Here is a 13,685-nt window from a genome sequence, read left to right on the forward strand (position 1 = left end):
GTCCAGCGGCAGCCGGCGGGGCAGTCACGGTCAACCGTCCAGCGGCAGCCGGCGGGGCAGTCACGGTCAACCTGACCGACCGATAGCCCCGATAGCCCCGATAGTCCCGATAGCGCTTCCGGTTTATCCGAAGGCACATCCAGCGGCACCCGGCCCCAGCGGCCCGGTGCCGCTTTTACATGGTGCCTATGCACCAGGCCAGCGCTGGCTGCGGCGCTGGCGCACCGGCACGGTGCGCAAGCGGTATCGTGCGGTGTGCAACACAGGGTAAAAACGAGCATTGGGATATGGCACGAAGGTTGCCTACTATGGAATCGTAAACCTGACCGTTTGGTCAGGATTCACGTTCCGAGGCTGCCATGTCCGATCATATTGTCCTGACCTCGCACGCGCGCCGCGACAAGCCGGCCGAGCCAATCCACTGGGGGGCCGCCACGGCAGCGGAGCGCGGCCCCGTGATCGCGAGCCTGACCAATCCGGCTCAGCGCAATGTGATCGGCACCCATTCCGGCGCTTACGCGGTCTACCGCGCGCTGGCAGTCGCGTCCGGCAAGCTGCAGCGAGACCACCGCGCCGATCTCACCGATACTTCGCCGGCTGACGCCATCGGGCCCCACCCGCAGTGGAGCGACCCGGACAAGATCGTCTCGATGGATCCCTGGGGTCACCTGGTTTCCAGCGCCTTCGGCGACCGGATCGCCGCGGGCATCGATATCCGTCCCTCGATCGCCATTACGCGCGCCCACATCAACATGCCCGAACTGATGGGCGCCATCGCGGCGGGCCGGCTCACGCCAGACGGGCAGATCCTTCATGCCAATGGCGACGTGCGGGTCACCAAAGCCGCGATCGATCCGGTCTGGTACCTGCCGGGGCTGGCGCGCCGCTTCGGGATCAAGGAAAGCATGCTGCGCCGCAGCCTGTTCGAGCAGACCAGCGGCATGTTTCCGGAACTGGTCACGCGCCCCGACCTGAAAGTGTTCTTGCCGCCGATCGGCGGCATGACCCTGTACTTCTTCGGCGATGTCAGCCAGCTTGGCAAGCCCGAGACCAAGGTGGCCTGCCGCGTGCATGACGAGTGCAACGGCTCGGACGTGTTCGGCTCCGACATATGTACCTGCCGGCCGTACCTGGCCCACGGCATCGAGGTGTGCATCGAGATGGCGCAGCAGGGCGGTGTCGGGCTGGTGGTCTATAACCGGAAGGAAGGCCGGGCACTGGGCGAGGTAACCAAGTTCCTGGTCTACAACGCCCGCAAGCGCCAGGTTGGCGGCGACCGGGCCGAGACTTATTTCGCACGCACGGAATGTATCGCCGGCGTGCAGGACATGCGCTTCCAGGAGCTCATGCCCGATGTGTTCCATTGGCTCGGCATCAAGCGTATCGACCGCTGGGCTTCGATGAGCAATATGAAGCACGGGGCGCTGACCGCTCAGGGTATCGAGGTGGTTGAGCAGGTTGCGATTCCCGATGCACTGATCCCGGCCGATGCCCGCGTGGAAATTGACGCCAAGGTGGCGGCTGGCTACTTCACGAGCTATACCCCGCCCGACGCGGAAGAACTCGCGCTGGCCAAGGGCAGAGGACTGCACGAATGAACGAGATACCCGAAGCGGGTGGCGTCCGCGGCGCCGCGAATCCCTTCACCAACGGCGAGGATGATGCCGGTGGCTGGGCCAGTCCCGTGCCGCCCGGCCATCCGGCCGCCGCATTGCTCACCGGCCACGCGGTACGCACCCGCTGCGCTGCCGTGACGGATCATGTGGCAGCCGGCGCGTCCAAGCTGTTTACCTGGCATCCGGAGCGGATCCCGGCAGTGGCCGATTACGTGGCGGCCACCATCCGCCAGCGCTATCCCGACCTCAACGTGCCGTATCACAGCCGCTGGCGTCATTTCGAGAGCGGCGGCCCTGGCGAGAAGCTGGACCGATGGCAGATCCTGTGCGAACGCGGCGGGCTCTCCGGCGAGGCCGACCGCGAGGAACGCGCCCGCATCGGCATCGACCTGGTGATCCCCAGCGTATTGCTGGATGCCGGCGCAGGCCCGGACTGGCGCTATCGCGATCCCGCCAGCGACCTGTTGCTGACGCGCTCCGAAGGGCTTGGCGTGGCCAGCTTCGACCTGTTCGCGCGCGGCGGCTTTTCTGCCCAGCMGGGCCAGCCGCTGCGCTCCGATGCCGAGCGCCTGATGCGTATCGATGCGTCCTCCATCGCAACCGCATTCCAGGTGGCCCAGCACAACCCGCTGGTGGGCCTGGATGGACGTGCCGGGCTGTTGCGCCGTCTCGGCGAGGTGGCGCAGGCCACGCCAGCGGTCTTTGGTTCGCCGGCGCGGCTGGGCAACCTGTTCGACTACCTCAAGGCCCATGCCAGCGCTGGGCAGATCGAGGCCGGCTTCGTGCTCACCACGCTGCTGGTGGCGCTGGGGCCGGTATGGCCAGGGCGCATCAGCCTGGAAGGCGTGTCGCTGGGCGACTGCTGGCACCACCGAGCCTGCACTGATGGCCTGGTGCCTTTTCACAAGCTGACCCAGTGGCTCACCTACTCGCTGCTGGAACCGCTGGAAGATGCCGGCCTGACCGTGACCGGGCTGGAGGTCCTGACTGGCTTGCCCGAATACCGCAACGGCGGGCTGCTGTTCGATTTCGAGCTGATGGTGCCGCGCGACCCTGGTTTCACCGCCGTGGCGCACACGGTGGATGAGGCGGTTATCGTGGAATGGCGCGCGCTCACGGTGACGGGACTCGACCTCGTGGCCGCGTCGGTGCGCGAGGCRCTCGGGCTGTCGGCAGAGTCGTTCCCGCTGGCCCGCGTGCTGGAGGGCGGCACCTGGGCCGCGGGGCGGCGCATTGCCGCCAAGCGCAGGCCAGGTGGCCCGCCGCCATTCGCCATCAACAGCGACGGCACGGTGTTCTAGCGGGTTTGCCAGACCCGCGCCGCAGCAAACAGCAACCAGCAAGACCTATCCGCTACCGCCCTCCAGGAGCGCATCATGACCGACCTCTCCGCCGTACCGCCCGTCACCGCGTCCGTGATGGTGGTGGATCACCCGCTCGTGCAGCACAAGGTCACGCTGGTCCGCAGCGAAGACACCACCACCGACAATTTCCGCCGGCTGGTGCGCGAGATCAGCCAGCTGCTGACCTACGAGGCAACCCGCGACCTGGCGATGGAGACCATCGCCATCAAGACCCCGATCGCACCCATGCAGTCGCCAGTGCTCTCAGGCAAGAAGCTGTGCCTGGTGTCGATCCTGCGGGCAGGCAATGGCTTCCTGGACGGCATGCTGGACTTGCTGCCGGCAGCGCGGGTCGGGCATATCGGCCTGTACCGCGACCCGGAAACGCTGGAGCCGATCGAGTACTACTTCAAGATGCCGGAGGACATCCATGAGCGGCTGGTGATCGTGGTCGACCCGATGCTGGCTACCGGCAACTCCGCCATCGCCGCGCTCAACCGCTTGAAGGAAGCCGGCGTGAGCACGCTCAAGTACGTGTGCCTGATCGCTTCGCGGCAGGGCTTGATGGCCTTGCGGGCAACGCATCCCGACGTAGCCATTGTCACCGCGGCCATTGACGAGGAGCTCAACGAGCACGGCTACATCGTGCCAGGCCTGGGCGACGCCGGCGACCGCCTCTACGGCACCAAGTAATGGGAGCGCCGGCTACGGCGCCGCCGCCATGCTTTCCGCCGCCGCGGGAAGTGGCGGGGGGGCGCATCCGCCAGGAGAACGAGGCGCTGATCCTGCGCGCGGCCGAATACGTGTTCGCCCGGGCCGGGTTCGCCGGCGCGACCATGAACGAGATCGCCACGCGCGCGGGCGTGCCGAAGTCCAACCTGCATTACTACTTCCGCACCAAGCAGGCGCTATATCGGGCCGTGCTGGCGCATACGCTCGCGCTGTGGCTGTCCGAGACCGACATCATCGGCGCGGAGCAGCGGCCCCAGGTGGCACTGGAGCAGTACATCCGCGCCAAGATGCGGCTGTCGGCCAGCCATCCGGATGCCTCGCGCGTGTTTGCCAATGAGCTGCTGCACGGTGCGCCTGAGATCCGCGACGTGCTCAGCGGCGCGCTGCGAGCGCTGGTGGCGCGCAAGGCCGGCGTGATCCGGGAATGGATCGCGCGCGGTGAGATGGCCAGCGTGGATCCGCACCATCTGTTTTTCACGATCTGGGCCGCCACCCAGACCTATGCCGATTTTGAGTCGCAAGTTTGCGCCGTGCTTGGGGTGAGCCACCTTGGCCAGCGCGACTATGAGCAGGCCACCGACCACCTGGTGCGGCTTTTGCTGCGCGGTTGCGGGCTGGAACCGGCTGGCCTGGCCGTGGAGTTATCGTCAACAAGGGGAGAGAGCCATGAGTTTTGAGGGTAAGCGCAGGTCTTGGTTGAAATTCGCGGCAGCTGCCGCCAGCGTGGCCGCACTCGGTGGCGCCGCGCAGGCGCAGGCCAGGCTGAAGGTGGCGGCGGTATACACCGTGCCCGTCGAGCAGCAATGGGTGTCGCGCATTCACAAGGCGCTCAACGAGGCCAAGGCGCGCGGCGAGATCGACTATGTGTTCTCGGAAAGCGTGTCCAATGCCGACTATGAGCGCGTGCTGCGCCAGTACGCGGAGCAGGGCTCATCGCTGATCCTGGGCGAATCGTTCGCCGTCGAGGCGGCTGCGCGCAAGGTGGCCAAGGACTATCCCAAGACCGCGTTCCTGATGGGCTCTTCCGGCAAGCCGCAGGCGCCTAACTTCTCGGTGTTCGACAACTACATCCAGGAGCCGTCCTACCTCTCCGGCATGATCGCCGGCGGCATGACCAAGACCAACCATATCGGCATGGTGGGTGGCTACGCCATCCCCGAGGTCAACCGGCTGATGCACGCCTTCATGGAAGGCGCGCGCGAGGTCAATCCCAAGGTGAAGTTCACGGTCAGCTTCATCGGCTCGTGGTTCGATCCGCCCAAGGCCAAGGAAGCGGCCTTCGCCATGATCGACAAGGGCGCCGACGTGCTCTACGCCGAACGCTTTGGCGTATCCGACGCCGCGAAGGAAAAGGGCAAGCTGGCGATCGGCAATGTCATCAACACGCAGCCGCAGTATCCCGCTACCGTGGTGGCCTCGGCGCTGTGGAACATGGAGCCCACCGTGGGCGCCGCGCTCGGCAAGGTCAAGGCCGGCCAGTTCAAGAGCGAGGACTACGGCCCGTATTCGCTGATGAAGTTCAAGGGTGCGGAGCTGGCGCCGCTGGGCACGTTCGACGGCAAGGTGCCAGGCGACGTGATGGCCAAGGTCAAGGCGAAAGAGAAAGCGATCCTCGATGGCAAGTTCGCGGTCAAGGTGGTGGAAACGGAGCCGAAGTCGTCGCAGTAAGGTGGCCAGAGCCACTTGAAATGCCCGGCTGCGTTTGCTCCCCTCGCCCGCGTTTGGGCTAGRGGAGCAAACCGTCGACGCTTTTGAACGCCATCCCCAGCCATCCCCAGCCATCCCCAGTCATCCATGCTCACACCTATCCTGCGCCTTGCCGGCATTACCAAGCGATTCGGCCCGCTTGTGGCCAACGACGATATCTCGCTGGAGTTGCAGCGCGGGGAGGTGCTGGCCTTGCTGGGCGAGAACGGCGCCGGCAAGAGCACGCTGGTCAGCATCCTGTTCGGGCACTACGTGGCAGACGCCGGCACGGTGGAGGTGGACGGCCGGCCGTTGCCGCCCGGCCAGCCGCGCGCGGCGCTGGCAGCCGGCATCGGCATGGTGCACCAGCATTTCACGCTAGCCGACAATCTCTCGGTGCTAGACAACATCATGCTTGGCACCCAGCCGCTGTGGCAATGGCGCCTGGAATGGCGCGCCGCGCGTGACAAGGTGCTGGCCCTGGCTGCGCGCTTCGGCCTGGCGGTGCGCCCCCAGGCAAGGGTTGGCGAGCTGTCGGTGGGAGAGCGCCAGCGCGTGGAGATCGTGAAGGCGCTGTATCGCGGCGCCCGCGTGCTGATTCTCGATGAGCCGACTGCCGTCTTGACGCCGCACGAGGCCGAGACGCTGTTCGCCACGCTGGCGCAACTGATCGCCGAAGGATTGTCTGTGATTTTTATCAGCCACAAGCTTGATGAGGTGCTGCGTGTTTCCGACCGCATCGCGGTACTGCGTGGCGGCAAGCTGGTGGCGCAGTGCGCCGCGGCGCAGACCACCAAGGCCGAACTGGCAGAGCTGATGGTCGGCCGCGTGGTAGCGATGCCGGAACGCGCGGCGCGGCCGAGTGTCGAGGATGGCGCATATGGCAACGCGGCGGCGCCCGTGTTTGCGCTGGAGCACGTGGGCGCGCGGGCCGCGGACGGGCGCGCGCTGCTGCGCGAGGTCAGCCTGCAGGTGCGTGCCGGCGAGATCGTCGGCATTGCCGGTGTCTCCGGCAACGGGCAGGCCGCGTTGGCGGAGCTGGCCAGCGGCACGCTGGCGGCTAGTGAGGGGCGTGTCACCTTGGCAGGCAAGCCGATGCCCGCCAAGCCCCGCGCATGGATTGGCGCTGGCGTGGCACGCGTGCCGGAGGATCGCCATGCGGTCGGCGTCGTGGGCGATCTCGCCGTGTGGGAGAACGCCGCGAGCGAACAACTCAGCGAGCCGCGCTTTTCGCGCTGGGGCATCATCCGGCGCACCGCCGCGCAGCGGTTCGCGCGGGATCTGGTGGCGCGTTTCGATGTGCGTACCGCCGGCATCGAGGTGCCAGCGCGAACCATGTCGGGCGGCAATATGCAAAAGCTGATCCTGGGCCGGGCGCTCTCGGTGCGGGGTGAGGGCCGCGCGCCGCTGCTTGTGGTGGCCAGCCAGCCTACGTGGGGGCTTGATATCGGCGCGGTAGCCTATGTGCGCGCCCGCCTGCTCGATGCAGCGCGCGAAGGCGCAGCCGTACTGCTGATCTCGGAGGACCTGGACGAGCTGCACGCGCTGGCCGACCGCATCGCCGTGATGCATGCCGGACACCTGACCGAAGCCCGGCCTACGGCGGCGTGGACGTTGGGCGAGCTCGGCCTGGCCATGGCCGGCTCGGGCGGTGGCAGGCACGCGCAAGCGGGCAAGGAGGAGGCCCTCCATGCGGCTTGAAGCCCGTACCGGCGTTTCGCGCGTGGCCATGCTGGCCGCGCCCATCGTCGCCATTCTTGCCACGCTGCTGATCTGCGCCTTGCTGGTGCGCTGGGCCGGCGCACCGGTGGGACGTGCCTATGCGCAGCTGCTGCAAGGCGGCTTTGGCTCGCGCTTTGCGTGGTCGGAAACGCTCACGCGCGCCACGCCGCTGATCCTGACGGGTTTGTCGGTGGCGGTGGCCTTTCGCGCGCGGCTGTTCAATATCGGCGCGGAAGGGCAACTCTACCTCGGTGCGCTGGCCGCTGTGGCGGTTGGCGGCCAGGTTGATGGCGCGGTTGCGCCCTGGGCGCAGCAACTGCCCATGGGCTTGCTCTTTGTCCTGATGGTGGTGGCGGGCATGCTGGCCGGCGCCATGTTATTGCTCGGGGCCGCGTGGCTCAAGACCCGGCTCGGCGTGGATGAAGTGGTCACGACCCTGCTGGCCAATTTCATCGTGCTGCTGTTTGTCTCGATGATGCTGGATGGCCCGATGAAAGACGTCACCGCGATGGGCTGGCCGCAATCGGTGGCGCTGGTGCCGGAGCTGGAGCTGGCCAAGCTGGTTGAGCGTTCGCGCGTGCACAGCGGTTTGTTGCTGGCCAGCGCGCTGGCCGTGATTCTGTGGGCGGTCAACCGCTTCACGGTGTTTGGCCTGCAGATGCGCGCGGTAGGCGCCAATGCACGGGCTGCGGCCTTCGCGGGCATGCCGGTGCGCAGCGTGACGATGCGGGCCGCGTTGTTGTCCGGCGGGCTTGCGGGGCTTGCGGGCGTGGTGGAGGTGGCCGGGCGCACCAGCTACCTCACGCTCGATATTTCTCCCGGCTATGGCTATGCGGGCGTGGTCATCGCCATGCTGGCGGGGCTGCATCCGCTTGGCGTGGTGGCGGCGTCGGTGTTCGTGGCCGGGATGCTGGTGGGGGCGGATGGCATGAGCCGCGCGGCGGGCGTGCCCAACAGCATTGCCGATGTGATCGTGGCGGTGGCGCTGCTCGCGATGCTGGTGGCGACCATGCTGGCACGCTACCGCATCCGCTTCGATGCCCCGGGTAAGGTGGCCTGATGGAACTGCTCGACATCGTGGCCTCGGCGGCCTTCTGGATCGCGGTACTGCGCGTGGCCACGCCGCTGATCTTCGGCACGCTGGGCGTGCTGCTGTGCGAGCGTGCCGGCGTCCTCAACCTTGGCATCGAAGGCATCATGGTGGCTGGCGCTTTCGGTGGCTGGCTGGCGGTCTATCACGGTGCGCCGCTATGGGGCGGGGTGGCGGTGGCAGCTGGTGTCGGGCTGGCCTTCGGGCTGCTGCATGGCTGGCTGACCGTGAGCCTGGCGCTGTCCCAGCATGTGGCCGGGCTGGGCGTGACCATGCTGKCCACCAGCCTGTCCTACTATGCCTACCGGCTCGGCTTTGCCTCGGTGGCCACGCCGCCCACCATCACGCCTTTTGCCCCGATGCACTGGATCGGCGGCATTCCGCTGATCGGCGGTATGTTGAGCCCGGTGTTTGGCGAGGAGACCGCATTGACGCTGCTGGCGCTGGGGCTGGTGCCCGTGGTGGCCTGGCTGCTCTACCGGACTCCGCTCGGGCTGGCCGTGCGCATGGTCGGCGAGAATCCTGCCGCGGCGGAGGGGCAGGGGATTCGCGTGGGCGCGATGCGTATCGGTGCGATCATGGCGGGTTCCGCCCTGATGGCGGTGGGCGGCGCGTTCCTCACGCTATCCGCGTTCAACGCATTCTTCTTTAATATGATCAACGGCCGGGGCTGGATCTGCGTGGCGCTGGTGGTGTTTGCTTCGTGGCGGCCGGGCCGCGCGCTGGCCGGCGCGTTGCTGTTCGCCGCCTTCGACGCGCTGCAGCTGCGCCTGCAGCAAAGCGGCGCCAGCCTRCCCGGCTTGCCGCCGCTGCCTTACCAGCTTTACTTGATGTTGCCGTATGTGCTGTCGATCCTCGCGCTGGTGCTGGTGGCACGCCGCGCCGCCTACCCGCAGGCGCTGATGAAGCCCTATCGCAAGGGTGAACGCTGATTCCAGGCAAGCAATCATCATGACAAGGCCCGCACCATGCTCGACCTGATCCTGCGCAACTGCACGCTCCCCGATGGCCGGACCGGCATCGACATCGGCATCCTGGGCGATCGCATCAAGGCGGTGGAACCGGCGCTCAAGGCGCCTGCCGCTACCGAGGTCGATGCCGCGGGTCAACTGGTGACGCCGCCATTTGTCGATGCGCATTTCCACATGGACTCGACGCTGTCCTATGGCCTGCCGCGTATCAACCAGTCCGGCACGTTGCTCGAAGGCATCGCGCTATGGGGCGAGCTCAAGCCGCTGCTGACGCAGGACGCCATCGTCGAGCGCGCGCTGGCCTATTGCGACTGGGCGGTGGCCAAGGGCCTGCTGGCGATCCGTTCGCATGTGGACGTGTGCGACCCGCGCCTGCTTGCCACCGAGGCGCTGCTGCACGTGCGCGAGAAGGTCCGGCCTTACCTTGACCTGCAACTGGTGGCCTTTCCGCAGGACGGCGTGCTGCGCACGCCGGGCGCGCTCGACAATCTCAAGCGGGCACTCGGCATGGGCGTGGACGTGGTGGGCGGCATCCCGCATTTCGAGCGAACCATGGCAGACGGCGCCGAGTCCGTGCGCATCCTGTGCGAGCTCGCCTGCGAGCGGGGCCTGCGGGTGGACATGCACTGCGACGAGAGCGACGATCCGATGTCCCGTCATATCGAGACGCTGGCCTGCCAGGCCGTGCGCCTTGGCTTGCAGGGCAGGGTGACGGGCTCGCACCTGACCTCGATGCATTCGATGGACAACTACTACGTCTCCAAGCTGATCCCGCTGATTCGGGAGTCGGGCGTGGCGGCCATCGCCAACCCGCTGATCAACATCACGCTGCAGGGCCGGCACGATAGCTATCCGAAGCGGCGAGGCATGACCCGTGTGCCGGAACTGCTGGCCGCCGGCGTGCCGGTGGCGTTCGGCCACGATTGCGTGATGGACCCGTGGTACAGCCTGGGCTCGGGCGACATGCTGGAGGTGGCGCATATGGGGCTTCACGTGGCCCAGATGACCGGGCAGGACGCCATGCACGCGTGCTTTGCTGCCGTCACCGAAACGCCGGCGCGCATCCTCGGCCTGGAAGGCTATGGCGTCGCGCCGGGCTGCCGGGCCGACCTGGTGCTGCTGCAGGCACGCGATGCGGTCGAGGCGATCCGGCTGCGCGCCACCCGCCTGCTGGTTCTGCGGGCCGGCAAGGTGGTGGCGAGCACGCGTCCCGCCACGGCGACCTTGCACCTGGATGGCAGGCCGGGGCATGTCTGTTTTCAGCCTTGAGCRCGGACGCCAAAGAAATTTCAGGTCGGGAGTTGACAGCAGATTCCGTGTTCTGCATAATGTCGTTCTTCGCAGCGCCGCCGCAAAGCGGCAAAACGAAGCCCAGATGGCGAAATTGGTAGACGCACTAGGTTCAGGTCCTAGCGGTGGCAACACTGTGGAGGTTCGAGTCCTCTTCTGGGCACCAAGACTCGATGAAAAAGGCCGTTGCTTATGCAGCGGCCTTTTTCTTTTGTGCCGCGCTTTCATGCGGTTGCTACCCGCGCGGCATCCGGCTCCTTTCAGCGGCCCCTTTCAGGGCACCGTCGCCCAAGGTGGCCTATTTCTCGCACTCCACGCACGCCACTTAGTCTCGCCTCCATCCGCGATGGGACGGCGGCCGGCAGCAGAATATCGCCGGCCTGCAGGGCTTCGATCCCGAGCGAGCGTACGTCGATGCCACCTTGCCGGGCCGTCTTATGTCTCGTCGTCCTTGCGTGCCGGCGGCATCGGCCGGAAGGGGAATAGCTGCTGGCGCACGAAGCCGTCCGGCATGTAGTCGCCGACTACGCCGTATTTTTCTGGGAAACGCTTGCCGGATTTCACCGCGGTGCCAAACAGGTAGTCGAGAAAGGCATAGTGCGCCGAGTAGTTCTTGTCGATCGCCTCGTCATCCGATGCATGATGCCAGTGATGGAAGTCCGGTGTGACCACCAGGTAGCGCAGCGGGCCCCACGGCAGGTGGACATTGGCATGGTTGAACACCGCCTGGAAGCCGACGATGATGATGTACGCATCGATGACGCCCTTGTTGAAGCCCAGCACGTATAGCGGCGCCAGCACCAGCACGCGCGTGAACACCAGCTCCAGCATGTGCTGGCGCGAGCCGGCGAGCCAGTCCATGGTCTTGGTGCTGTGGTGTACGGCGTGGAATTTCCACAGGAAGGGCACCTCGTGATACGCGCGGTGGGTCCAGTACTGCGCCAGGTCGGCCGCGAGTATGCACAGCAGCAGTTGCAGCACGAAGGGAATGCCACCCACGAACGCGTGCACGCTGTCGCGCACCAGCCAGCCGAACAAGCGGAAGATCAGGAAGTTGACCGTCAACAGGATCAGGCCAACGATGAAGTGGTTGACCGCGAAGTGCACCAGATCGRTCTGCCATTCGCGCCGGAATACGGCCTGCCCGCGATAGAGCGGGAACATCTTTTCGATCACGACGAAGATCAGCGTCGAGCCGAGCAGGTCGAGGATGAACCAGTCCAGGCCGATGTACGGCGTGTGGTCCGGGAAGTCGCCCACTGCTACGCGTGATCCGCCCAATGCCACCGCCAGCGCTACCAGTGCGAATGCCGCGGCGTTCAGGCTGCGCTTGCGGCCCAGCACCAGGTTGCTCAGCGACATGCCGCCGGACACCAGCAGCGCGGCAAACAGGACATGACGCAGCACGTCGACCGAATACTTGTGGCGTAGTTCGGGCGTGGTCAGGTATTGCGGGAAATGGAAGGCGATCACGCCTAGCAGGCTCAGTCCGCCCAGGGCCAGCGCAAGGATGGCGGTGATCATGCCGCGTCCGGCTTCGAGCTCGCCGCTGCTGCCCAGCAGCTCGCGGGTATCGCGCAGGACGTTGTGCACCGGGGCGATCGGCAACTTGCCGACAGTGCCATTCTGTTTCATTTTTGAAGCATCGGGCTCGCCAGGATTGCCAGGCCTGTCAATGGGGTCGTTGGTCATCAGGATCTTCCGCTGTTCCGTTGTTTCGCTTCTTCCCTCCTTGGCGCAGGCCGAAGAGCGTCCCTCCGGCAGCAGCGCCGGTCTCGGCTGGGACCAGCTAGAACCCGATTCCGTTGCGCAACTTGCCGGCGAATCCCAGTCGCCGGTGGCGCCAGCCAGCGGTGGCGATATGCAGGCGCCGCTGGTTGCGTCGATCGGCAAGTGGTCCTCCTGGGGCGGCGGTACTTCAGCTGCATTGGCTTTACCCAGCGCGGACAACGATGCCCCCGGTCTCTCGGCGGCCTTGCGCGATCCGGTTTATGCCGAACCCGCCAGCCGGCCGCGACACGCCGAGTTCTTCCTGCGGCTGGACGATGCCACTTCGGCTACCGGGTTCGTCGGCGGCCGGATGCAAAGCATGGCGCTCGCGCTGGATACCGTATTGCCTCGCAGCGGCGGCCTGACGATACAGCCGCGCTTGCAACTCGCCTACCAGCCCGGCCTGGATAAGAGCGCAACCGGTTTTCTCTCCGGACAGCCGGCGGACACAAGTGCCGCGGAGGTGGTGGTGCGGGTCTACCGGACGCAACCAACCCGGCTGACCGGCGTCGGCGGGGTCTACCCCTTTGTCGAGGCGGATCTTTGGCAGGACCGCAAGCAGGTGATCAACATCAATGGCACCCGCATCGATCCCGACATGCTGCGTGGGCTACTCTCCGTCAACCTTGGCGCACACGGCAGCACAAACGGGGGCGTCAAGCTCTGGGTCAAGCTGAAAGCCGGGCGCAATCCTGGGGGCACGCTGGGCGCGCGCTATCGCTGGTAGCCAGGACGGCAGGCAAGAAGGGACTTGCATTTTTCTCTCACTGCGCTAGAATGCCGTCTTCGCGTGCGGCTGTAGCTCAGTTGGATAGAGTACTTGGCTACGAACCAAGGGGTCGTGGGTTCGAATCCTGCCAGCCGCACCACTTATTGCAAGCAGTAAAAGAAGCACAAAAAATGGCCTGAAGCGTCAAGCGCTCCAGGCCATTTTTTTGTTCGTGCCGTTGGGGCAGGGCTTGCCGGGCTGCCATAGCCGAGTAGTGGCTCGATGTGGTCGGCCTTGGTGGCTCGGCCTGCGCGCCACGCATCGCGTCTTGCTTTCCTATTCGGGCCGCTTCCGAAAGTGCGCTACAAAGGGTGATCGAAAAGCCTCTCATAATATTTCCCGAAAAGGGCTTGTCAGGCTGGCTTGGACCCTTTAGTATTCGCCCCCTCGCAACACGAACAACGCGCTGCAAAGCAGACGGGGCAAGGGTTGTGGGGTTTGCGGCAAGGGTGGCAAAGCAGAAATAGCAAAGCTTCCCGAAGCGGCAAAAGATTAAAAGTGTTTGACGAAACGTAGAAAGTTCTTTATAGTCTCGTTTCTCTGCTGCAGCAAACGCAGCGACGCGGTAAGCAAAGCGAACCGYGGCCAGTTCTTTAACAAACAAACAACCGATAAGTGTGGGCGCTTGATAGCGGATGCGGAAGACTTCGGTCTTTTAGCTTACAAGTTATAAAGTGCTCGCACAGTAAAACATGT

The 13,685-nt window shown here is 65.7% G+C and carries 11 protein-coding genes and 2 tRNA genes; 12 read left to right on the forward strand and 1 reads right to left on the reverse strand.

What is annotated here, in order from left to right; genetic code table 11:
* Nucleotides 1-359 precede the first annotated feature (359 nt).
* The 10 genes from AC1DS3_RS27105 to AC1DS3_RS27150 all read left to right on the forward strand — a co-directional run bounded on the left by AC1DS3_RS27105 (nt 360) and on the right by AC1DS3_RS27150 (nt 10,616).
* The gene (locus AC1DS3_RS27105) at nt 360-1,598 is read left to right on the forward strand and encodes a GTP cyclohydrolase II (RefSeq protein ID WP_441637761.1); all 1,239 of its coding nucleotides are present in this window, start codon (nt 360-362) and stop codon (nt 1,596-1,598) included.
* Nucleotides 1,595-2,917, forward strand: coding sequence for a URC4/urg3 family protein (locus AC1DS3_RS27110; protein WP_477128326.1), 1,323 nt, complete (start codon nt 1,595-1,597; stop codon nt 2,915-2,917). The genes AC1DS3_RS27105 and AC1DS3_RS27110 overlap by 4 nt, the downstream gene beginning before the upstream one ends.
* Before the next feature lie 75 nt (nt 2,918-2,992).
* Nucleotides 2,993-3,652: a uracil phosphoribosyltransferase gene (upp, locus tag AC1DS3_RS27115; RefSeq protein WP_441637765.1), complete on the forward strand. Its 660-nt coding sequence runs from the start codon at nt 2,993-2,995 to the stop codon at nt 3,650-3,652.
* The gene (locus tag AC1DS3_RS27120; protein WP_441637767.1) at nt 3,652-4,368 is read left to right on the forward strand and encodes a TetR/AcrR family transcriptional regulator; all 717 of its coding nucleotides are present in this window, start codon (nt 3,652-3,654) and stop codon (nt 4,366-4,368) included. The genes upp and AC1DS3_RS27120 overlap by 1 nt, the downstream gene beginning before the upstream one ends.
* Nucleotides 4,358-5,359, forward strand: a complete 1,002-nt coding sequence (locus tag AC1DS3_RS27125) for a BMP family protein (protein ID WP_441637769.1) — start codon at nt 4,358-4,360, stop codon at nt 5,357-5,359. Before AC1DS3_RS27120 ends, AC1DS3_RS27125 begins: the two co-directional genes overlap by 11 nt.
* Before the next feature lie 126 nt (nt 5,360-5,485).
* A complete protein-coding gene (locus tag AC1DS3_RS27130; RefSeq protein ID WP_441637771.1) occupies nt 5,486-7,078 on the forward strand; it encodes an ABC transporter ATP-binding protein in 1,593 nt (530 codons plus the stop codon).
* The gene (locus AC1DS3_RS27135; RefSeq protein WP_441637773.1) at nt 7,068-8,159 is read left to right on the forward strand and encodes an ABC transporter permease; all 1,092 of its coding nucleotides are present in this window, start codon (nt 7,068-7,070) and stop codon (nt 8,157-8,159) included. Before AC1DS3_RS27130 ends, AC1DS3_RS27135 begins: the two co-directional genes overlap by 11 nt.
* A complete protein-coding gene (locus AC1DS3_RS27140) occupies nt 8,156-9,121 on the forward strand; it encodes an ABC transporter permease (protein WP_477128328.1) in 966 nt (321 codons plus the stop codon). Before AC1DS3_RS27135 ends, AC1DS3_RS27140 begins: the two co-directional genes overlap by 4 nt.
* Before the next feature lie 36 nt (nt 9,122-9,157).
* Nucleotides 9,158-10,429 (forward strand): amidohydrolase family protein, encoded by a 1,272-nt coding sequence (locus tag AC1DS3_RS27145; RefSeq protein WP_441637775.1) that lies wholly within the window; start codon nt 9,158-9,160, stop codon nt 10,427-10,429.
* Nucleotides 10,430-10,529: 100 nt separating this feature from the next.
* A tRNA-Leu gene (locus AC1DS3_RS27150) sits at nt 10,530-10,616 on the forward strand.
* Nucleotides 10,617-10,885: 269 nt separating this feature from the next.
* Here the strand turns inward: AC1DS3_RS27150 and AC1DS3_RS27155 are convergent.
* A complete protein-coding gene (locus AC1DS3_RS27155) occupies nt 10,886-12,085 on the reverse strand; it encodes a sterol desaturase family protein (protein ID WP_477128327.1) in 1,200 nt (399 codons plus the stop codon).
* On the opposite strand from AC1DS3_RS27155, the gene AC1DS3_RS27160 reads away from it, so the two are divergent.
* A complete protein-coding gene (locus AC1DS3_RS27160) occupies nt 12,069-12,947 on the forward strand; it encodes a hypothetical protein (RefSeq protein ID WP_477128329.1) in 879 nt (292 codons plus the stop codon). The two genes, AC1DS3_RS27155 and AC1DS3_RS27160, sit on opposite strands and share 17 nt — an antisense overlap.
* A 65-nt stretch (nt 12,948-13,012) precedes the next feature.
* A tRNA-Arg gene (locus AC1DS3_RS27165) sits at nt 13,013-13,089 on the forward strand.
* Nucleotides 13,090-13,685 lie beyond the last annotated feature (596 nt).

This window comes from Cupriavidus sp. 01L46, from assembly GCF_056399905.1.